Here is an 18,840-nt window from a genome sequence, read left to right as displayed (position 1 = left end):
TTCTTCAGGATTTCTTCGGGATCACTCTAGGTTGTCGTCGACGGCGCAGGCCCCCAGCAGGTCCTGGCGCTGTCGCTCCGGCCAGCTGGCCAGCGGTGTGGCAGCCAGCGCGGCATTGCTGAGCTCGTGGCGACCGGTGACATCCAGCACGCACCAGGCCGGCGGCTGCAGGGGCTGATCGGGATCGAGCAGCTCCACCTCCGCCACCACCAGGGNAGCGTTGGCCCCCTCGAACACGTCGAGCACCCACTCACCCCCCGGCAGATCAAGACCATGGCGCCACTTGCTGAGCTGCTGCGGCGCCAGGGCCAGGAGCTGTTCGGCATCGGCTGTGGGGATCGGGTACTCGAATTCCTGGCGCACCCAGTCGAGGTTCCTGGTGGAGGCGTCATCGAGAGCAGCGCGAGCCTTGATCGTGAGCCAGGCCTGGTCCCCCGCCCGACGCACCCGCACCGTGAGGCCATCGGCAGCGACGGCCAGGTAGCCCTGCTGCAGGCGGGCGGTCCAGATCACGTGCTGGCGCCAGCGATCACCGCTGACCAGGAAGCGTCGCTCGATCTCCAGAGCCATGGCGCCGCGAGCCCGGGCAGGCCTCAATTCTGGGATGGTTCGGCGGCGGTGAGACTGCCGGCCCAGTGGAGCTTGTGGGTGAGCGTGCGGTAGTAGGAGGGACTCTGCTCCAGCAGCACCTGCAGGGCCGGGTGGCTGCTGCGCTCCACCACCGCCCGATCGCCGGGCTCGAGTTCGGTAGCCGCCGCGCCATCGTTCCAGAGCCGCACACGCCGGCTCGATTCCCCCAGCGGCCAGACAGTCAGCCGGGCCCGCGGCGGCACGACCAGCGGCCGACTGGAGAGGGACATCGGACAGATCGGTGCCACCACGATGGCTTCGATGCCGGGATGCAGGATCGGTCCACCGGCGGCCATGGCATAGCCGGTGGAGCCGGTGGGGGTGGCGATGATCAGACCATCGCCGCGGAACTGATCCACCACCTCGCCATCGATGTCCAGTTCCAGCACACAGGTGGAGCCGAGCTCATCGAGGGCGGGCCGGAAATAGATGTCGTTGAGCGCCAGGTGGGGCTGGGGGTCCGGTTCGGGCACCCCATCGCCCCGCTCCAGACGGGCTTGCAGCATCATCCGCTGCTCCAGCGCGAAGCGATCGTCGCTGAGCCGCTGCCAGAGATCATCGGTCTCGCCGCTGAGCCGCAGCAGGGCGGGATCGTGGGTGAGAAAACCCAGGCGACCGCCGATGTTGAAACTGAGGATGGGCACCCCGAGCGGGGAGAGATGGCGCGCGGCTCCGAGAACCGTGCCATCCCCGCCGAGCACGATCGCCAGATCGGGGAGAGCGGTTTCGCTGGCGAGCAGGCCGGGATAGGGATTGCTGGTGAGCCCGCTCTGGGCCGCCACGACCGCCGTTCCCCGCGCCGCCAGATCGGCGATGCAGCGGCGGGCCATGCGCTCAGCCGCCGGGCTGCCGGAGCGTACGATCAGCCAGATCCGCTCCAGGCGCATGGTGGATGGCTACCAGCGCAGCAGGTTGAAGCGCTCCATGTCCACGGTCTCACGGTTGCGGTAGAGCGACAGCAGGATCGCCAGNCCAACGGCAGCCTCGGCCGCAGCCACCGTGATCACGAAGATCGTGAACACCTGTCCGCGGATGAGCTGGCCATCGAGGTAGCTGGAGAAAGCCATCAGGTTGATGTTCACGGCATTGAGCATCAGCTCGATGCTCATCAGCACCCGCACCGCGTTACGGCTGTTGATCAGGCCCCAGACGCCGGTGCAGAACAGGAGCGCGGCCAGGAGCAGAAAGGCCTGAAGGGGAACGATGGAGACAGAGGTGGGGTCCATCTAGGGCTTTTCCAGGAGCAGGGGGGTGCGGGCCTTCTCGATCAGGCCCTGGTCGGCGGGTTCGCCGGTGATCACGTCACTGCTGAAGACATCGCGGCGGGCGAGAACGATCGCGCCGATCATCGCCATCAGCAGCAGCACGGAGGCGAGCTCGAAGGGGAGGAGATAGTCGGAGAAGAGGTGCTCACCCAGGCGGATGGTGGCCTCCTCCCCCACCGGCACCGGCCCCGGCAGGGCCCAGGGGGTGGTGAGGGCCACGCGCACCAGGAGCACGAGAAGCCCCCCGCACACAAGGCCGGAGACCAGGCGCCTCAACCCAAGGCCGGGAATCGCGGCCATCGCCTCCTTCTTGTTCACGAGCATGATCGCGAACAGGATCAGCACGTTCACCGCACCCACGTAGACGAGCACCTGGGCGGCGGCCACGAAGCTGGCATTGAGCAGCAGATAGATGCCCGCAACCGAGAGGAAAACACCGCCGAGCAGAAAGGCGGAGTACACGATGTTGGGCAGAAGCACGACACCGAGTGAGCCGATGGCCACACCGCCGGCGAGCACGGCGAAACAGATCAGCTGGGTGGTGGAAGCGATCGTCATCATCAGGCCTTCTCCTCGGTTACAGCGCCAGAGCTGGCAGCCGGCTCGCTATTGGGCAGGGTCTCGAGAACCTGCTCGGGCAGTCTGCCGGCGCGCGGGGCCGTGTCCGGCACCCCATGGGGATCCATCTCACCCTTGGGCAGATAGGCAAGTTCCCGCAGAGCGATCACTGCGGGATCGCTGGTCACGCTGGTGGGTAGACGGCCGAGGGCCACGTTGTCGTAGTTGAGGCTGTGGCGATCGAAGGCCGCCAGCTCGTATTCCTCGGTCATCGAGAGGCAGTTGGTGGGGCAGTACTCCACGCAGTTGCCGCAGAAGATGCAGACCCCGAAATCGATCGAGTAGTTCCGCAGTTCCTTCTTCTTGGTGGCCTTGTTCATCACCCAGTCGACCACCGGCAGGTTGATCGGGCAGACGCGCACGCACACCTCGCAGGCGATGCACTTGTCGAACTCGTAGTGGATACGGCCGCGGTAGCGCTCCGAGGGGATGAGCTTCTCGTAGGGGTACTGCACCGTGATCGGGCGGCGGCGCAGGTGATCGAAGGTCACCGCCAGACCCTGGGTCATGTACTGGGCCGCACCCACCGCATCGCGGGTGTAGTCGCCGACTTTCTTGAGAAACCCGAACATGCGCGGAGGTTGCGGAAGGGATTCAGGCCGGTCCAATGATGGCCGGTCGTGGAGCGGGCTGGGGAGGCGGAGCCGGGATCAGCCTCCGAACACCGCCGGGAAGGCCAGCTTGAGGCCGGCGGTCACCAGCAGGTTGACCAGGGCGATGGGGAGCAGGAATTTCCAGCCCAGGTCGAGCAGCTGGTCGATCCGCACCCTGGGGGTGGTCCAGCGCAGCAGGATTGCCAGGAAGACCAGCAGGTAGGCCTTGAGCACGGTCATCACGATCCCCACCGAGGCCGTGATCACCTGCACCAGCGGTGCATCCACCGGCTGGCCCAGCCAGCCGGCGAGCCACTCCACCGGCAGGGGNAAGCCCNAGCCACCCAGGTACAGCACCGACACCAGCAGTGCCGAGAGCACCAGGTTGATGTAGCTGCCCAGGTAGAAGAGCGCGAACTTCATGCCGGCGTACTCGGTCTGATAGCCGGCGACCAGTTCCTCCTCGGCCTCCGGCAGGTCGAACGGCAGGCGCTCGCACTCGGCCAGGGCACAGATCCAGAAGATCAGGAAGCCGACTGNCTGCCGCCAGATGTTCCAGCTGAGGATGCCGGCACCGGTCTGCTGATCCACGATCGCCACGGTGCTGAGCGAGTTGCTCATCATCACCACCGCCAGCACCGCCAGAGCCAGGGGGATTTCGTAGCTGATCGACTGGGCCGCGGCCCGCAGGCCGCCCAGGAGGGAATACTTGTTGTTGGAGGCGTAGCCACTCATCAGCAGCCCGATCGGCTGGATGCTGCTGAGTGAGATCCACAGGAAGATCCCCACGCCCACGTTGCTGATCAGGAGGTGCTGTCCGAAGGGCACCACGAGCCAGCTGAGGATCACCGGGATCAGCACCAGCACCGGCCCCAGGGTGAACAGCAGGCCATCGGCACGGGCCGGGATGATGTCCTCCTTGAAGAGGAGCTTGAGACCATCGGCCATCGGCTGAAGGATGCCCAGGNCGCCGGCGTATTCCGGGCCGATGCGCTGCTGCACGGCGGCGGAGATCTTGCGCTCCAGCCACACGTTCACCAGCACCCCCACCACCGCGGCCACCAGCACCAGCAGCATCGGCAGGGGCAGCCAGAGGAGGTGGGCCGCCCCTTGGCTCAGGCCCAGACCCTCCAGGGCAGACTCGAAGCCGGCCTGGAGATCCAGTCCGGACGCCGTGTCGATCGGCATGGCGACAGCTCAGGTGCGATGAAACTTAGCGGGCTTCCAGCGGCGTCCAGTCGCGGCGGGCAGCACCGGTGTAGATCTGCGAGGGCCGGAAGATGCGGTTGGCCCCCAGCTGCTCCTTCCAGTGGGCGAGCCAGCCGGCGGTGCGGGCGATCGCGAAGATCGGCGTGAACAGGTCTTCGGGGATGCCGAGCTTGCGGTACACTAGGCCGGAATAGAAGTCGACGTTGGGGTAGATGCCCTTGGGGCCGAGCCGGGTGGCGGCGGCCTCCTCCAGGCGACGGGCCAGATCGTAGAGGGGGTCGTGACCGAAGCGGTCGAACAGCTCCTCGGCCAGCTTCTGGAGGATCACGGCGCGAGGGTCCTTGACCTTGTATTCCCGGTGGCCGAAGCCCATGATCTTCTGCTTCCCGGCGATGGCCCGATCCAGCCAGGGCTCCACCTGCTCCTCGCTGCCGATCATCTCCAGCATGGCCAGCACGTCCTCGTTGGCGCCGCCGTGCAGAGGCCCCGCCAGGNTGCCCACCGCCGAGGCCACCACGGCGTAGGGATCGGTGAGGGTGCTGGCGGTGACCCGGGCGCTGAAGGTGCTGGCGTTGAGGCTGTGCTCGGCGTGGAGGATCAGGCAGGCATCGAAGATGCGGGCCGCCATCGGATCGGGCTCCCGCTCGGTGAGCATGTAGAGGAAGTTGGCGGCATAGGGCAGATCGTCGCGGGGCTGGATCGGATCCTGGCCCTTCCGGATCAGCTGGAACGCCGCCACCATCGTGGGGATCTTGGCGATCAGGCGCACCACCGCCGAATAGATGTACTCAGGATTGTCGAGGGCGCGGCGGGAGTAGAAGAGGCCCAGCGAGGCGGCGCTGGCCTGCAGCGCATCCATCGGATGCCCCTGGGAGGGGAAGCTCTTCATCATGTCGCGGATGCGGAAGCTCACCCGCCGGTGCATCTGCACCTCCTGCTCGAACGCCCGAAGTTGATCGGGATTGGGCAGATCACCCCAGATCAGCAGGTAGGTGGTCTCCAGGAAGGTGCTGCGGCTGACGAGTTCATCGACCCCATAGCCGCGGTAGGTGAGCACCCCCGTGCGGCCGTCGATGTCGCAGATGGAGGAATGGGTGGCCGGCACGCCNTCCAGGCCGGGGCGGAAGGCAGGGGTTGCCTCTGGGCCGGTGCTGGCGGGGGCGCTGCTGGTCATGCCGGGGATGCCGCTGCAGCGAACCTACGGCTGCCGGGCGGCCGATGGCCGTAGCGCTAGCTGCCGCCGAGCAGCTGACGTGGGCCCAGGAGCAGGCGCAGGCGGCCATGGCCCAGCCCGGCCGCCGGTAGCTCGAGCAGTGCCACGCCGGCCTTCTTGAGCACCAGGCTGCCGGTKGGGCGCCGATCAGGCGCGCGGCGAGATCGCCCAGGTCGGGCTCATGGCCCACGAGGGCCAGCCGGCCAGGGCCCAGGGCCTGCTGGAGCAGTGGCAGGGGATCGCCGCCGGGCGCCAGGGCTTCGGTGAGTTCCAGGGCCGAGGCCAGCCCCCCTGCCACCGCCAGTTCGGCGGTCTGACGGGCCCGCCGCAGTGGACTGCTGAGCAGCCGCTCACAGCCGAGCTCCAAGGCCACCAGGCGGCGCACCACCTGCCTGGTGCGCTCCACACCCTGAGGAGTGAGGGCACGCTCGGCATCAGGGCAGGCGCCGCCCCGATCCTCCGCCAGGCCATGACGCAGGAGCAACAGTTCAGCCATGGCAGCGATCAGCCAAGGTCGAGGCGGGCCTTCAGGTGCAGATTGGCACCATCCGGCTCCAGCGCAAGGCTGAGTCCCTGCACGCTCGGTGTGAGCGGCTGAGCCGCCAGGGCAGTGAGCAGGCGCCAGGGACGCCAGTCCTGGAGGAGCTCTCCTGCCCGTCCGGAGCCGGCGGCCCAGCGCAGCGGAGCTGAGGGGAGGCCGAGCTCCTCGAACTGGGCCAGGCGGCGGCGGGGCGGCTGGTGTCCCGTCCGCTGCTCGGCCAGCACCGCCAGGTTCTCGGCCCACCAGGCCAGTCCTCCATCCACGGCCCGCACCCCAGCAAGCTCGGCCTGCAGCTCGGGCGTCTGGGAAGTGCGGCGGGAGCCTCGGGCTGCGGCGGAGAGCGATGTCCAGACCCGCACCGCGGCCTGATCCGCCAGCTGCAGCGGCGCACCGATCAGGCTCTGGCGCGCCAGAGCCTGATCGAGCAGCTCCAGCGGCGGCTGCTCGGCAGCGGTGCCGACCAGCCAGCCGGCCGCGGACTGACTCCACAGCAGGGGGCCGGCATCGGCCGCCAGGAGGAGCGGCGGCAAGGGGCCAGCACTGGGAGCCAGGACACCGCTGAGCAGGGGCTGCAACAGCTCCGGCCAACCAGCAGGGTTCTCGATCAGGGCCAGGCTGGCGGCGTCAGCCGCCAGACCGGAGAGCAGATCCGCCCCCCGCTGGGGATCGAGTCGGTCCCGCCAGGGCAGCACGTCGGCGGAGCGCTCGAGGAATCCCTCCAGTTCGAGGCTGGTGCCATCGGGCCGCAGGCTGGCCACCAGGGTTCTCAGCTCGCCATCAGGCATATCCGGCAGCCCCAGGCCGCCACTGAGCCCTGCGGCCCGGGCCGTGAGCAGGGCCGCACCCCGGCCGAGCCGCTGCACCGCCTGCCGCACCACTGGACTGGCAGCCAGGTTGAGCTCATCGAGCTGCGACACGTCGAGCGCCTGCTCGAGCACGCCCCGGCCGGAGGCGATCAGCACCAGATCCTCGTCGATCAGGGCGGTGGCCAGGGGCGCCGTGTCGGCGCCGGGCAGGGCGCCGCGGCCGCTGATCAGGCCCATGCCGCGGTAACTGCTGATCTGGAGGTCGGCGCCGGCCAGGCTGCGGGTCTGCCAGAAGCGCTGCAGAAAACGGCGGGCTCCATCGGCGTCGCGGCTCCGCAGGGCGAGCAGCCAGCCGTCAGGCGGACGCCCCGGGTCGGTGGCGATCAGACCAAGGCCGATCTCAGGGCCAAGCCAGCTCGCCAACTCGGTGCGGTAGTCGAGCCCGGCGGCGGCGAAGGCCCCATCGCGCAGTGCCGCCACCGCGTCGCTGGCCTGGCGGCGGAGCCGGGTGGGAGCCACGGCCCGGGCATAGGCCACCGGCTGCTCGCCGTCGCTGCACAGGAAGAGGCTGAGGCCAACCTGACGGGGCATGAAACGCGCCGTGCGCGGCACCTCCAGTGCCTGCTGCTGCAGACGCAGCGGCGAGCGCTGCAGCACCCACCACCAGCCGCCCAGGCCGAGGCTCAGCAGCAGCAAGCCCACCGCCAGCACCACCGCCAGAAATCGGCGGGCTTTCATCCGTCCCACGCAGGATGGGCCCATCCTGCACCCTGCCGCCGCCATGGGCACCCCCATCCCGATCCATCCCCGTGAGCTCCAGCAGCGCCTGGAGCAGGGTGAGCCGATCCAGCTGGTGGATGTGCGCGAGCACGCCGAGCTGGAGCTGGCCCAGCTGCCCCATGCGGTGCTGCACCTTCCCCTGAGCCGCAGCCAGGAGTGGCTGGCGGATCTGGAGCGGCTCCTCGATCGCCACCGGCCGATCGCCGTGCTCTGCCACGCCGGCATCCGCAGCCTCCAGTTCGGCACCTGGCTGATCGAGCAGCGGGGATGCGATCAGGTCTGGAACCTGGAAGGCGGGATCGACGCCTGGAGCCTGGAGGTGGATCCAGCCGTGCCGCGCTACTGATCGGGGCAGACCCCGCGCCTGGCTGAGACCCGGGAGGTCTGACTACCATCACCGCACTTCATGACCGTCCCTGTTGCAGGAGCTGTCCCGACGCCAACAGCAGGTGCTGCAGCTGGCCGTGCGCCACTACGTGGACACGATCGAGCCGGTGGGCAGCAAGACCCTGGTGCGGCGCTTCGGCCTGCCCGCCAGCCCGGCCACGGTGCGCTCGGCCATGGGGGCCCTGGAACAGCGAGGGCTGCTCACCCAGCCCCACACCTCCGCCGGGCGGATCCCCAGCCAGCAGGGCTACCGCACCTACGTGGATCAGCTGCTGCCAGCCCCCGGCGCCGCCGCTCTGCAGCTTCAGAGGGAGCTGGCGGGCCTGAGCCTGCAGTGGGCCGCCCTCGATGATCTGCTGCTGCAGCTCGCCCGCCGGCTGGCCGATCTGACGGGTCTGCTCAGCCTGATCACACCACCGCAGCGACAGCAGCGTGACCTGCAGGCGGTGCGACTCGTTGCCACTGGCGAGCGACTGCTGGTCTTCCTGGTGGAGGGAGCGGCCACCAGCAGCAGCCTCAACCTGCGACTGCCCCGCCATGCCGTCCGGGAACTGCCCGCCCTGGAGCAATGGCTGCTGCGGCAGCTTGGCAGCGGGGTGATCGACTGGGGCAGCCTGCCCAGCCAGCTGCAGAGCAGCGGCGCGGTGCTGCGCCAGGGCCTCGACAGCCACAGTCAGGCCAATCCCGGTGAGGCCGAGGGAGCGGTGGCGATGGGCCTGGCGGGCCTCCTGGCCCAGCCGGAGTTCAGCTCCACCGCCAGCCTGCGCCCGCTGGTGGAACTGGTGGAGGACGCCCCCCAGCAGGTGCTGCAGGGCGGCGGGATCTGGATCGGCGCCGAGCACCCCCATCGCGCACTGCATCAGTGCGCCCTGGTTCAGGCCGACTACCGCAGCGGCGATGGCGGCATCGGCCAGGTGGCGCTGGTGGGCCCGATGCGGATGGCCTACGCCACCGCCCGGGCTGCCGTGCTGTCGGTGGCCCGGGTGCTGGAACGGTTACTGGCCTGAAGACACTCAGGCCAGTCCACCCACCAGAGGCCACCAGCAGCTGCTGGCCACCAGTTGCTGATCGTCGAGGCCGGCGCAGCGGCGCACCTCGGCCGCCTGGCTGTCGATCAGGGAGTCGTGCAGGCCCTCGCCCATCGCCTGCCGAAGCAGGCTGCTGGCGGCGAAGGCCCTGGCGGCCTCCGCCAGGCTGTCCGGCAGGCGCAACCCCTCAGCCGAGGGTTGGGCCGCCGGATCACCGCTCACCGCAGCGGGCAGGAACCGCTCGGTGTCCTGCACGAACGGATGGAACAGCCCCATGGCGTTGGAGCCGCCGCCCACGCAGGCCACCAGCACATCTGGCAGCCGGCCGAAGGCNTCCTGGCACTGCTGCCTGGCCTCGATGCCGATGCAGGCATGGAAATCGCGCACCAGCATCGGATAGGGATGGGGGCCTGCCACCGAACCGAGGATGTAGTGGGTGTTCTCCACGTTGGTCACCCAGTCGCGGATGGCTTCGCTGGTGGCGTCCTTGAGGGTGGCGGTGCCGGCGGTGACCGGCTGCACCGTGGCCCCCAGCAGGCGCATGCGGAACACGTTCAGGGCCTGGCGGCGCATGTCCTCGGCGCCCATGTAGATCACGCACTCCAGGCCGAAGCGGGCGCACACGGTGGCGGTGGCCACGCCGTGCTGGCCGGCGCCGGTCTCGGCGATGATGCGCCGCTTGCCCATGCGCAGGGCCAGCAGCGCCTGACCGAGGGCGTTGTTGATCTTGTGGGCGCCGGTGTGGTTGAGGTCCTCGCGCTTCAGCCAGATGCGCGGCCCGCCCTCGGCCCGCCGGTAATGCTCGCTGAGGCGCTCGGCCTCATAGAGCGGGCTGGCCGGCCCACGTAGGTGCGCAGCAGCTGGTTGAGCCGCTCAGTGAAGGCAGGATCGGCCCAGGCCTGGGCGGCGGCCTGCTCGAGCTCCGCCAGGGCCGGCATCAGGGTTTCCGGCACGTACTGGCCACCGAAGCGACCGAAACGGCCGGCGGCGTCCGGGCGGGCACCGGGCTCCAGCACAGCGGCAGCGTCGAGAGCGGGGGGAACGGTGCTGGTCACCGGCGGGGTGGCGGCGGGGTGATGCCAGGGTAGGCAGATCCCGTTCCCCGCAGACAACACAGCCATGGCCCGCAAAGGCGGCTGGCAGGAGTTCGCCGGCCTCGGCTCCGAAGCCACGATGCAGCGACCGGCCGCTCCTGCGGCGACCACGGCGAAGGCGCAGCAGCGGGTGCGGGTCCAGCGCACCAAGGCCGGCAAGGGCGGCAAGACGGTGACGGTGATCAGCGGCCTGGAAGCTTCTGACGCTGAGCTCAAGGGTCTGCTGAAACAGCTCAAGGCCGCCGCCGGTGCCGGCGGCGCGGTCAAGCACGGGGTGATCGAGCTGCAGGGAGACCAGGTGGCCACGGCGCTGGCGGCCCTGGAAGCCGCGGGCTACCGGCCGAAGCAGGCAGGCGGCTGAAGGCCTGGTCAACGCTGCCGGCGAGAATGGCGTCCACGTCTTCCCCGCCCGGCCATGACCTCCACCCCCTACGGCGAGCTCACCCAGCGGGGTAACAGCACCAACATCGTGTGGCATCACAGCACGGTGACCCGTGCGGCGCGGGCCCACCAGCGCGGCCACCGCAGCGCCATCCTCTGGTTCACCGGCCTGAGCGGCGCCGGCAAGAGCACCCTGGCCAACGCGGTGAATTCAGCCCTGTTCGAGCAGGGCATGGCCTGCTACGTGCTCGATGGCGACAACGTCCGCCATGGCCTCTGCAACGACCTGGGCTTCTCCGACGCGGATCGCGAGGAGAACATCCGCCGCATCGGCGAGGTGGCGAAGCTGTTCGTGGATGCGGGCGTCGTGGCTCTCACCGCCTTCGTGTCGCCGTTCAAGGCNGACCGTGACCGGGTGCGCGCCCTGGTGGAGCCCGGCGATTTCATCGAGATTCACTGCGCCGCCGATCTCGCCACCTGCGAGCAGCGTGATGCCAAGGGTCTCTATGCCAAGGCCCGCGCCGGCGAGATCAAGGAATTCACCGGCATCTCCAGCCCCTACGAGGCCCCGGAGAACCCCGAGCTGCGAGTGGATACGGGCGGCCAGAGCCTGGAAGCCTGCGTGGAGCAGGTGCTGGCCTATCTGGAGCTGCAGGCGATCATTCCGCAGACGAGCTGAACCCAGCCGCGGAGCGCTTCGGCAGCGAGCCTGCCTCGGCGATCCGCAGCTGCTCCCCCCAGGCATCCAGGAACGACTTGCCGCAGCTCGCCACCGGCACCGCCAGCAGCAGACCCAGCAACTCCCCGAGCCCCAGCAGGCTCCCCAGGCGGGCGCCCAGCGGCAGGCTGATCAGCAGCCAGGCCGGCTGCAGACCCACGATGCTGCCCATCAGGCGGGGCTGGATCACCTGGTCCACCAGCTGCCCCACCGTGATCGCCGCGGCCAGCACCTCCAGGCCGGTGCGCGGTTCCTCGAGGGCCAGCAGGGCGCTGACCAGCACGATCGTGACGGCGCTGGCATAGGGAATCAGGGTGGTGAATCCGATCGCCACGGCGAACAGCGCGCCGTAGGGAATCCCCAGCAGGGTGAACACCAGGAGCTGCAGGCCGCTGAGAATCAGAGCCAGCAGCACCTGGCCTGCGAAATAGCCGCGGAAGGTGCGGTTGATGGTGCCCACAACCAGTCCCCGCACGCCGGGCGGCAGCCACTGGGCCAGGCCCGCGCTGATGCCCTCACCCCCGAGCAGCAGGAACACCGCCAGCACCAGCACGATCACGGTGTTGACCGTGATCCCCACGGTGGCACCCAGCAGGCCCAGCAGCCGCTGACTGAGCTGGCTGGCCAGCTGGCTGGCGCGGGTGAGCAGATCGCTGCTCACGTTCCCGAAGTCGGTGGGNATGCCGCGCCGGCCCGCCCAGCTCTCCAGCTGATCCAGCCACAGCTCCCCCTGGGCAAGCCAGCCCGGCAGGGCCGCCACCAGCTCGCCGAGCTGCTGGAGCAGCCGTGGCACCAGCCAGACCACCGCCAGAGCCAGCAGCCCCAGGGTCAGGCTGAGCACCAGGAGCGTCGCCAGGGGCCGTGGCAGGCCCCGGCGCCACAGCCAGCGGCTGGGGATGTCGAGCAGGAAGGCGATCAGCGCCGCTCCCACGAACAGGGCCGGGAACGGTGCCAGCGGCACCAGCAACTGACGCAGCACCCAGAGGTTGAGCACCAGCAGCGGCAGGGCCAGACCGGCCTTCAGCCAGGGGGGCAACACCAGACGTTCCAGCACGGCCCTTCCTCCTCAGCCCATCTGCTCGAGGTATGCCGCGCTGCCCAGCTCCACCAGCCGCGCATCCTTGGCCCTCACCTGGCCGTGCAGCTCGGCCCGGTAGGCGCTCAACCGCTCGGCCAGGCCAGCATCGGCCGTGGCCAGGATCTGAACCGCCAGCAGGCCGGCGTTGGTGCCGTTGCCGATCGCCACCGTGGCCACGGGGATGCCGGCCGGCATCTGCACGATCGAATGCAGCGAATCGACCCCGGAGAGGGCCCGGGTCTGCACCGGCACGCCGATCACCGGCAGGGTCGTGAGCGAGGCCACCATGCCGGGCAGGTGGGCGGCCCCACCGGCGCCGGCGATGATCACCTTGAGGCCGCGCCCGGCAGCCTGCTGCGCGAAGTCCACCATCTCCAGCGGCGTGCGGTGGGCCGAGAGCACCCGCACCTCCACGCCAACCCCGAAGCGCTGGAGCATGGCGACCGCTGGTTGCATCGTGGGCAGGTCGGAATCGCTGCCCATCACCACGGCGACGCGAGGCTCGGCTTGGGGAGCGGGATCCGGCACGGCGGCAGGGAGGGGCGCTGAAGTGGCAAGAATCCCATTGTTGTCGCCTGCCGCCCAGCGGCCACCCGCCGATGCGCTGGATCAGCAACGTGCGCTTCCCCCGCGCCGGCCGCTGCCGCCACGGGGCTGACCAGCGCTGGCGGCTGGCAGTGGATGGCGCCGGGCTGATCGAGGCGGTGGAGCCGATCGCGGCGGGCAGCAACGCCGCCGGCGACGACTGGGGCGGCGACTGGATCAGCCCCGCCGCCGTTGATCTGCAGATCAACGGCGGGCTGGGGCTGGCCTTCCCCGAGCTCACCCCCGGCGATCTGCGACCCTCCTGGAGTTGCTCGAGCTGCTCTGGCACGATGGCGTGGAGGCGATCTGCCCGACCCTGGTGACCTGCGCCGTGGCACCGCTGCGTCAGGCGCTGGCGGTGCTGGAGGAGGCGCGGCAGCAGCACCGGCCAGGACGCTGCCAGCTGCTGGGGGCCCATCTGGAGGGACCGTTCCTCAACCCGGGGCGCCGCGGCGCCCACCCCGAGCAGCACCTGGCCCCACCCAGCCTGGCAGCGCTGGAGGAGCGCATCGGCGGGTTCGAGGACCAGATCGAGCTGATGACCCTGGCGCCGGAACTGGAGGGCGCCGGCGCTGTGGTCGAGGCCCTGAGGGCGCGGGGCATCGTGGTGAGCCTGGGCCACAGCGCCGCCACCGAGACCGAGGCCCACGCCGCCTTCGACGCCGGCATCACGATGCTCACCCACAGCTTCAACGCCATGCCCGACATGCACCGGCGGGCGCCGGGTCCGGTGGCGGCCGCCGCGCTGGATGGCGGCGTGGCCCTGGGCCTGATCGCCGACGGTGTGCATGTGGCCCCCACGATGGCGGTGCTGCTGCAGCGGCTGGCGCCGGATCAGCTGGTGCTGGTCAGCGATGCGCTGGCACCCTACGGCCTGCCCGACGGCATCCACCGCTGGGACGACCGGCCCCTCATCGTGGCCAACGGCAGCTGCCGCCTGGAGGACGGCACCCTGGCGGGTGTGACCCTGCCGCTGCTGGAGGGGGTGCGGCGGCTGGCGGGCGTGGGGGGTGGCGGCCGACCAGGCGATCGCAGCGGCCACGGTGCTGCCGCGGCGGGTGCTGGGCGATGGCCGACCTGTGGCCGGGATGCTGGTCGGCATGCCCCTGGAGGAGACTCTGCGCTGGAGTCGCGGCAGCGACGGGCTGGTGTGGCGGCGACCTACTGACGAGGCGCCGCATCCGCGGGCGGCGACCGCCTGAGGGGCGCCGGCTGCGCCAGGCGACGCAGCAGCGTGGCACCCACCAGCGCCGGCATCACGTAGCGGGACGTGAACAGCACCCCCAGCAGCAGGGCGCTGGCCGGTGCGGCCCGTCCCGCCAGCAGCAGCACCAGGGCGGCATCCCGGGTACCCACGCCGGCGAAGGAGAGGGGCAGGAGACCCACCAGCAGCACCGTGGCAATGAGCAGATACCCCGGCAGGCTCCACAGATCGATGCCGAGCGACCCGGAGAACAGCGCCAGCTGGGTGAGATGCAGGCCCCAGAGCGCGACCGAGACGATCACGAAGGCCGCCAGATCGAAGCCGCGGAAGTGGGAGGCCAGCCTGGCCGCCTCGGCGAGCTTGGTCGGCAGGCGCCGCAGCAGCGGTCCGAGGCTGCCATCAGGGCGGTGGGGCAGCAGCACCACCGCCAGCAGCACCAGCAGGCCCAGCAGCGCCAGCGGCAGCGGACCCCCTCGATAGAGCGCCTCCAGCCGGTCGAAGCCGCTGCGCCAGGCGGCCGGCAGCAGGAGCGTGCCCAGCGCCAGCACCAGGGTGAGCAGCACCAGCGCCAGCAGATCGGCCGCCTTCTCATACACCGTGAAGGCGTGGAGCGAGAGGGGATAGGTGCGGCGATCGAGCCGCTGGCAGACCATCCCCTTGCCCAGATCACCCAGCTTGGAGGGCAACACCAGGTTGAAGGTGGAGGTGATGAAGTAACTGCGCAGGGCGGTGGCGAAGCCGGGGAGGGATCGATGCGCAACCGCGCAGCGAAGGCGCTGTAGCGCCAGCTGCTCAGGGCGCTGAGCGGCCCGCCGCAGGCCAGGGCCAGCAGCAGCAGCGGCGCCGAGGCGCGGCGGGTGGCCGCCAGCAGCTGGGGAGCATCCACCGAGCGGTACAGCACCACCAGCAGCACGACCGAGAGGGCCAGGGCCACCAATGCCTGCCATGACCAGCGGGGGTGGCGTCCGGTGGCGGCCATCACCACTGCCGCTCCAGTGCCAGGGCGCCGGTCTGTTCCCGGGCGGGACCCTGGCGCAGCAGTCCGTAGGGATGGTGCACGCGGCTCATCACCACATGGCGGAAGGTGGAGCAGGCGGTCGCCTCCAGCCGGGCCCCGCTGGCCTGCCGCCGCGGCAGCCGGCAGGAGTCCTGCACCAGCAGGCCGTCGTCGTTGAAGGTGATCCGGCGCCTGTAGGCGGCACCGGGGCTGGGACGGGCATGGATGAGCACCTGCTGCATCAGCCAGCGCACCAGATCGGGGCAGAAGCGCCCCCCGAGCAGCATCACCAGCCGCAGGGCCACCAGCTTGCCGGTGGTGAGCCGCTGCCGCTTGGCCGGGTGCAGGCGCCCCTCCACTTCGAGGGTCCGGCCATCCAGCCAGCCCCAGCGCTCCACCGAACCTGGCGCATTGGCCAGCAGCACCGCGCCGGGACGGCCGCGGCGGCCCCGCAAGCGCACCGCCACCTGAGTGTCCTGGTCCACGAACACGCCATCGCGGTAGAGGCGGAAGCCGCCGCCGATGGCCAGGGAGAGATGGGTCTGGCAGCGGCCATGGCGGATCCAGAGATGGCCGGCCTGCGGCAGGGCGCGCTCCAGCCGCACCGGTCCGGAGCCATCCGCCGCCGGGGGCGGCCCGGCCGAGGCCGGCCGCCCCCGGCTGGAGGGGAGGGCCGCGCCTCGGGCAGCTCACCAGCCACCACCACGGCGCTGAGCCGGCGCAGCAGCAGCAGATCGCTCCAGAGGTGGTGCTGGATCACATAGTCATCGCGCACCTGCACCGGGTGATGCACCAAGCGGGCCTCGAGGATCGCCAGCACGGCGGGCAGATCCTGAGGCCGAGCTTCCAGGGCGTACTCCAGCAGACCGTGACCGAAGCCGTTCCAGGTGCCGCGGGCGAACAGCTCACCGCCGATCACCCCATCCGGCTCCAGCGCCGTGAGAATCACCTCGAAGGATCGCGCCAGCAGCGATGCCCAGTCGATGCCGGCGTCCGGAAGCAGGCGGGAGATCTCGAGAAGGCAGGCGAAGGTGAGGGTTTCGTAGCCCACATCGAAGCNGCCGTATTCCTCGAACCAGCCCTCGCTGCTGCGCCAGCTCAGCAGGCGGGACAAGCGCTGGCGGGCCGGCCCCTGCCAGGCGCCGAACCCCTCCAGGCGGGAGGCCCGCAGCAGGGCCAGCACGATCAGGGCCTCGTGGTTGGAGAGCCGACCGCTCTCCTGATGATGGGCCAGCCAGTGGAGACGCCGCTGCAGCGGCCCGGCGACGCTGGCCAGGGGGATCGCCAGAGGCTGCAGGGCCGCGAGGATGGCAATGAGCGAGAACACCGTGGCCCCGGCGGCCTGCTCGTAGGGGAAGTAATCGTCGACGCTGCCGTTGCGATGCTGGCGGGCCAGGGCCTCATGCACGGCGGCCGTGAGCAGTTGCCGCAGGTCACGCTCCCCCTGCGCCGAAGCAGGCAGCAGATGATCCTCCAGGGCCAGGACCAGTGGATAGATCCCCTCCTGGGACATGCCGGTGGGGAAGTCCTTGATGCGGTACTGCCAGTAGCTGCGATCGAAACAGCCGTAGGTGGGGGCGGTGGGATCGCGGTCCACCAGGGTGAGCAGGTGGCGGCAACGCTCCCGCACGCTGGCTTCAAGGGCCTCCAGCAGCACGGCAGGCGCGGGGTGACGGCCGCCCTGCTCAGCCATGGGGCTTCGCTCCGGGGACGTGGTCGCGCTCGCAGGCGACATCCACAAGCAGCAACCCTGCTGGGCTGCCGCGCAGGGGGATGGCGTTGCCGCATCCCGGAGTCAGCCGCCTCGTCGGTGGCTGCGACTCGGGCAGCAGCAGGTGGGTCACGCCACGGGCGGCCAGCCAGGGGTGGGGAAGATCGGCGGGATCGTTCAACGGCTGGGCGGTGAGCCAGTCGCGATCCTGCTGCAGCTGGAGGTTGACGCGGATCGCGCCGAGGTGGAAACCCCGATCCAGTGCAGGGGCATAGAAACTGGTGGCACCGGTGAACAGAGCCAGGCTGTTGTTGATCAACTCCAGCCGTCGGGTTCGCTCCGGATTGACGACGAGCAGCCGCGGCGGTGGTCGCTGCGACAGGGACGGGGGAATCAGCTGCTGGAGCGGACGGATCGCCTCGAGAGGGACGGACCGCCTGCCTTTGGGCCTGCCACCGACCAGTGCCAGCAGCAGCGCCAGGCAGAGCACGGCCGCCATCATCCGGCGGCGCTCGACCCGACGCTCGAGTAGCGCTCCGGCAATCTCCATCTCGGCCAGCGACACAAGCAGGAGCACAGGCATGACCGCGTAGCGGGCGGGATTGTGCAACGAGAACGCCAGGGCAAAGGCCAGGGCGTACAGAAGGCCACCGGCCAGCGAGAACGCGAGCACCAGCTGCCCGGGCCAGGCCGTTGCCGGCGGATCCTGCGGATCACCGGGGCGGCGGCGCCACCAGCGCCTGCCGACGATCAGCCCACCCAGGAGGAGGATGACGAGCGAGTGAAGGGGGAGCGCCTCGAACCGCTTGTCCGCCAGGAGTGTGGGCAGAGGTGCATCGAGGAGGCTGACCGCCCCCTCCGAACGGCTTGCCGCCTCACGCAGCAGAGTGCCCCAGCCAGCATCGCGCTGGGCGGCGGAACCGATGAACAGCCGCAGGCTTCTCCCCCAGGTGTCGGGGTCGAGCGATGGCCCCCACCAGCGCAGGCCTGCGGCTGCGACAGCCGCGGCAGCCAGGGCCAGCAGCAAGACGCGCACGGCCTGGCGCCGCCTCGACGCTGGCACCGGCGGCGGCCGGATCCACTGGATGGCCAGGGCGATCAGCAGCGTGGCCAGCAGCAGCAGACCGTAGGCGGGGTAGACACCGGCCAGGGCTCCGAGCAACGGCAGCAGGCACCACCAGTTGTGATGCAGCAGGGCCAACAGGGCGAAGACCAGGAGCAGGGTCCCGACATCGCGTGGTGTGCCGCTGAGGACCTGGCTTGAAACCAGCACATTCCAGACCAGCAACAGGCTGAAGAGAGCCTTCCGGGGAACCGCGGTGTCCGCCGCATCGCCGCTCTCCGGGCGCCGTCGACCAGGCCGTCCGCCAGCAGCCAGAGGCCCAGCACCGTGGGCAGCGCCAGCAGCACGGCCAGCGCCTTCAGTGCCGCCGTCACAGGCAGGCCCAGGCCGCCGATCAGGGCCATGGCCAGGGCTCGGTAGAGGGCTGGCGTCGAGTCGGCGACATACGCCACCTGCGGCGCCCAGACCGCAGGCGAACCGGGAAGCCAGTTCAGGGCAGGCCCGAACTGACGGGTGTCATCAAGAACCGTGGCCGGATCGATCCAGCGGGGTGCGGCCAAGGCCAGGAACAGGACCGCAAAGGCAGCGGTGGGAAGCCAGGGCCGGTGACCCAGGCGATCAGGGAGCCTCTCGGAGGGGGGCGTCATCCGACTCATTCCCGGGGCAGGCGCAGAGCCTGCTCGCGCTGCTGGGCGAGCAGCCGTTCCGCCAGGCGGCGGTTGATGCCGTTCAGGAAGGAGATGTAGCCCACCACCAGCAGCTGGGTGGCCGTGACGAAAAGCATGCTCGCCGCCACCAGACTCGGCACGTGGCTGCGGGGCGTGCCATCGATCCAGAGCCAGATCCARATCCACGCCCGAACAGCACCCCTGATGCCACGAACAGGACGACGGCGGGCCAGAGCAGCAGCTTCTCGGCGCGATAGACCATCAGGGTGCG

19 protein-coding genes and 2 pseudogenes are annotated in these 18,840 nt (G+C 70.2%); 5 read left to right on the top strand and 16 right to left on the bottom strand.

The window, feature by feature from the left end:
- Positions 1 to 21: 21 nt before the first annotated feature.
- From SYNGFB01_RS04045 to SYNGFB01_RS04005, 9 genes are all read right to left on the bottom strand, one after another.
- On the bottom strand, positions 22 to 570 hold the full coding sequence (locus tag SYNGFB01_RS04045; protein WP_048017037.1) for a CYTH domain-containing protein: 549 nt from the start codon (positions 568 to 570) through the stop codon (positions 22 to 24).
- A 23-nt stretch (positions 571 to 593) separates the two neighbouring features.
- Positions 594 to 1,517 carry an NAD(+) kinase gene (locus tag SYNGFB01_RS04040; protein ID WP_048017036.1) on the bottom strand — a complete coding sequence of 308 codons (924 nt, stop codon included), beginning with the start codon at positions 1,515 to 1,517 and terminating at the stop codon, positions 594 to 596.
- A gap of 9 nt (positions 1,518 to 1,526) precedes the next feature.
- Positions 1,527 to 1,856 carry an NADH-quinone oxidoreductase subunit NuoK gene (gene nuoK, locus SYNGFB01_RS04035; RefSeq protein WP_048017035.1) on the bottom strand — a complete coding sequence of 110 codons (330 nt, stop codon included), beginning with the start codon at positions 1,854 to 1,856 and terminating at the stop codon, positions 1,527 to 1,529.
- Positions 1,857 to 2,453, bottom strand: coding sequence for an NADH-quinone oxidoreductase subunit J (locus tag SYNGFB01_RS04030; RefSeq protein WP_048017034.1), 597 nt, complete (start codon positions 2,451 to 2,453; stop codon positions 1,857 to 1,859).
- Between the two features lie 2 nt (positions 2,454 to 2,455).
- Positions 2,456 to 3,085, bottom strand: coding sequence for an NAD(P)H-quinone oxidoreductase subunit I (gene ndhI / locus SYNGFB01_RS04025; protein ID WP_048017033.1), 630 nt, complete (start codon positions 3,083 to 3,085; stop codon positions 2,456 to 2,458).
- Between the two features lie 78 nt (positions 3,086 to 3,163).
- Positions 3,164 to 4,294, bottom strand: coding sequence for an NADH-quinone oxidoreductase subunit NuoH (nuoH, locus tag SYNGFB01_RS04020; protein ID WP_048017032.1), 1,131 nt, complete (start codon positions 4,292 to 4,294; stop codon positions 3,164 to 3,166).
- Between the two features lie 25 nt (positions 4,295 to 4,319).
- Entirely contained in the window at positions 4,320 to 5,420 is a 1,101-nt protein-coding gene (locus tag SYNGFB01_RS04015; RefSeq protein ID WP_235299915.1) for a citrate synthase, read from the bottom strand.
- The gene (locus tag SYNGFB01_RS04010; protein ID WP_235299914.1) at positions 5,341 to 6,024 is read right to left on the bottom strand and encodes a histidine phosphatase family protein; all 684 of its coding nucleotides are present in this window, start codon (positions 6,022 to 6,024) and stop codon (positions 5,341 to 5,343) included. The genes SYNGFB01_RS04015 and SYNGFB01_RS04010 overlap by 80 nt, the downstream gene beginning before the upstream one ends.
- 8 nt (positions 6,025 to 6,032) lie before the next feature.
- The gene (locus tag SYNGFB01_RS04005) at positions 6,033 to 7,613 is read right to left on the bottom strand and encodes a DUF3352 domain-containing protein (RefSeq protein ID WP_048017030.1); all 1,581 of its coding nucleotides are present in this window, start codon (positions 7,611 to 7,613) and stop codon (positions 6,033 to 6,035) included.
- 43 nt (positions 7,614 to 7,656) lie between these two features.
- Here SYNGFB01_RS04005 and SYNGFB01_RS04000 point away from each other — a divergent pair, with 43 nt between their 5' ends.
- Positions 7,657 to 8,001, top strand: coding sequence for a rhodanese-like domain-containing protein (locus SYNGFB01_RS04000; protein ID WP_048017029.1), 345 nt, complete (start codon positions 7,657 to 7,659; stop codon positions 7,999 to 8,001).
- 73 nt (positions 8,002 to 8,074) lie between these two features.
- On the top strand, positions 8,075 to 9,049 hold the full coding sequence (locus SYNGFB01_RS03995; RefSeq protein ID WP_048017028.1) for a heat-inducible transcriptional repressor HrcA: 975 nt from the start codon (positions 8,075 to 8,077) through the stop codon (positions 9,047 to 9,049).
- 222 nt (positions 9,050 to 9,271) lie between these two features.
- On the opposite strand, the pseudogene SYNGFB01_RS03990 reads toward SYNGFB01_RS03995, so the two are convergent.
- A pseudogene (locus SYNGFB01_RS03990) lies at positions 9,272 to 10,125 on the bottom strand (pyridoxal-phosphate dependent enzyme); the annotation flags it as partial.
- A gap of 64 nt (positions 10,126 to 10,189) precedes the next feature.
- Here SYNGFB01_RS03990 and SYNGFB01_RS03985 point away from each other — a divergent pair.
- Positions 10,190 to 10,525 (top strand): translation initiation factor, encoded by a 336-nt coding sequence (locus SYNGFB01_RS03985; protein WP_048017027.1) that lies wholly within the window; start codon positions 10,190 to 10,192, stop codon positions 10,523 to 10,525.
- Between the two features lie 54 nt (positions 10,526 to 10,579).
- Positions 10,580 to 11,224 (top strand): adenylyl-sulfate kinase, encoded by a 645-nt coding sequence (cysC, locus tag SYNGFB01_RS03980; RefSeq protein ID WP_048017026.1) that lies wholly within the window; start codon positions 10,580 to 10,582, stop codon positions 11,222 to 11,224.
- Here the strand turns inward: cysC and SYNGFB01_RS03975 are convergent.
- On the bottom strand, positions 11,205 to 12,317 hold the full coding sequence (locus SYNGFB01_RS03975; RefSeq protein WP_048017025.1) for an AI-2E family transporter: 1,113 nt from the start codon (positions 12,315 to 12,317) through the stop codon (positions 11,205 to 11,207). The two genes, cysC and SYNGFB01_RS03975, sit on opposite strands and share 20 nt — an antisense overlap.
- 12 nt (positions 12,318 to 12,329) lie before the next feature.
- Positions 12,330 to 12,869: a 5-(carboxyamino)imidazole ribonucleotide mutase gene (gene purE, locus SYNGFB01_RS03970; RefSeq protein ID WP_255347527.1), complete on the bottom strand. Its 540-nt coding sequence runs from the start codon at positions 12,867 to 12,869 to the stop codon at positions 12,330 to 12,332.
- 71 nt (positions 12,870 to 12,940) lie between these two features.
- On the opposite strand from purE, the pseudogene SYNGFB01_RS03965 reads away from it, so the two are divergent.
- Positions 12,941 to 14,128: pseudogene (locus SYNGFB01_RS03965) on the top strand (N-acetylglucosamine-6-phosphate deacetylase).
- Here the strand turns inward: SYNGFB01_RS03965 and SYNGFB01_RS03960 are convergent.
- From SYNGFB01_RS03960 to SYNGFB01_RS15860, 4 genes are all read right to left on the bottom strand, one after another.
- Entirely contained in the window at positions 14,088 to 15,077 is a 990-nt protein-coding gene (locus SYNGFB01_RS03960; protein ID WP_072061552.1) for a lysylphosphatidylglycerol synthase domain-containing protein, read from the bottom strand. The pseudogene SYNGFB01_RS03965 and the gene SYNGFB01_RS03960 sit on opposite strands and share 41 nt — an antisense overlap.
- 31 nt (positions 15,078 to 15,108) lie before the next feature.
- Positions 15,109 to 15,486 carry a hypothetical protein gene (locus SYNGFB01_RS03955; RefSeq protein ID WP_048017023.1) on the bottom strand — a complete coding sequence of 126 codons (378 nt, stop codon included), beginning with the start codon at positions 15,484 to 15,486 and terminating at the stop codon, positions 15,109 to 15,111.
- Positions 15,487 to 16,812: 1,326 nt separating this feature from the next.
- On the bottom strand, positions 16,813 to 18,111 hold the full coding sequence (locus SYNGFB01_RS03945; RefSeq protein ID WP_161795848.1) for a hypothetical protein: 1,299 nt from the start codon (positions 18,109 to 18,111) through the stop codon (positions 16,813 to 16,815).
- Positions 18,112 to 18,553: 442 nt separating this feature from the next.
- Positions 18,554 to 18,685, bottom strand: a complete 132-nt coding sequence (locus SYNGFB01_RS15860; protein WP_255347526.1) for a hypothetical protein — start codon at positions 18,683 to 18,685, stop codon at positions 18,554 to 18,556.
- Between the last annotated feature and the right edge of the window lie 155 nt (positions 18,686 to 18,840).

The organism is Synechococcus sp. GFB01 (assembly GCF_001039265.1).
Classification (GTDB): Bacteria; Cyanobacteriota; Cyanobacteriia; order PCC-6307; family Cyanobiaceae; genus NIES-981.
This window is presented reverse-complemented; position numbering and strand designations above follow the sequence as displayed.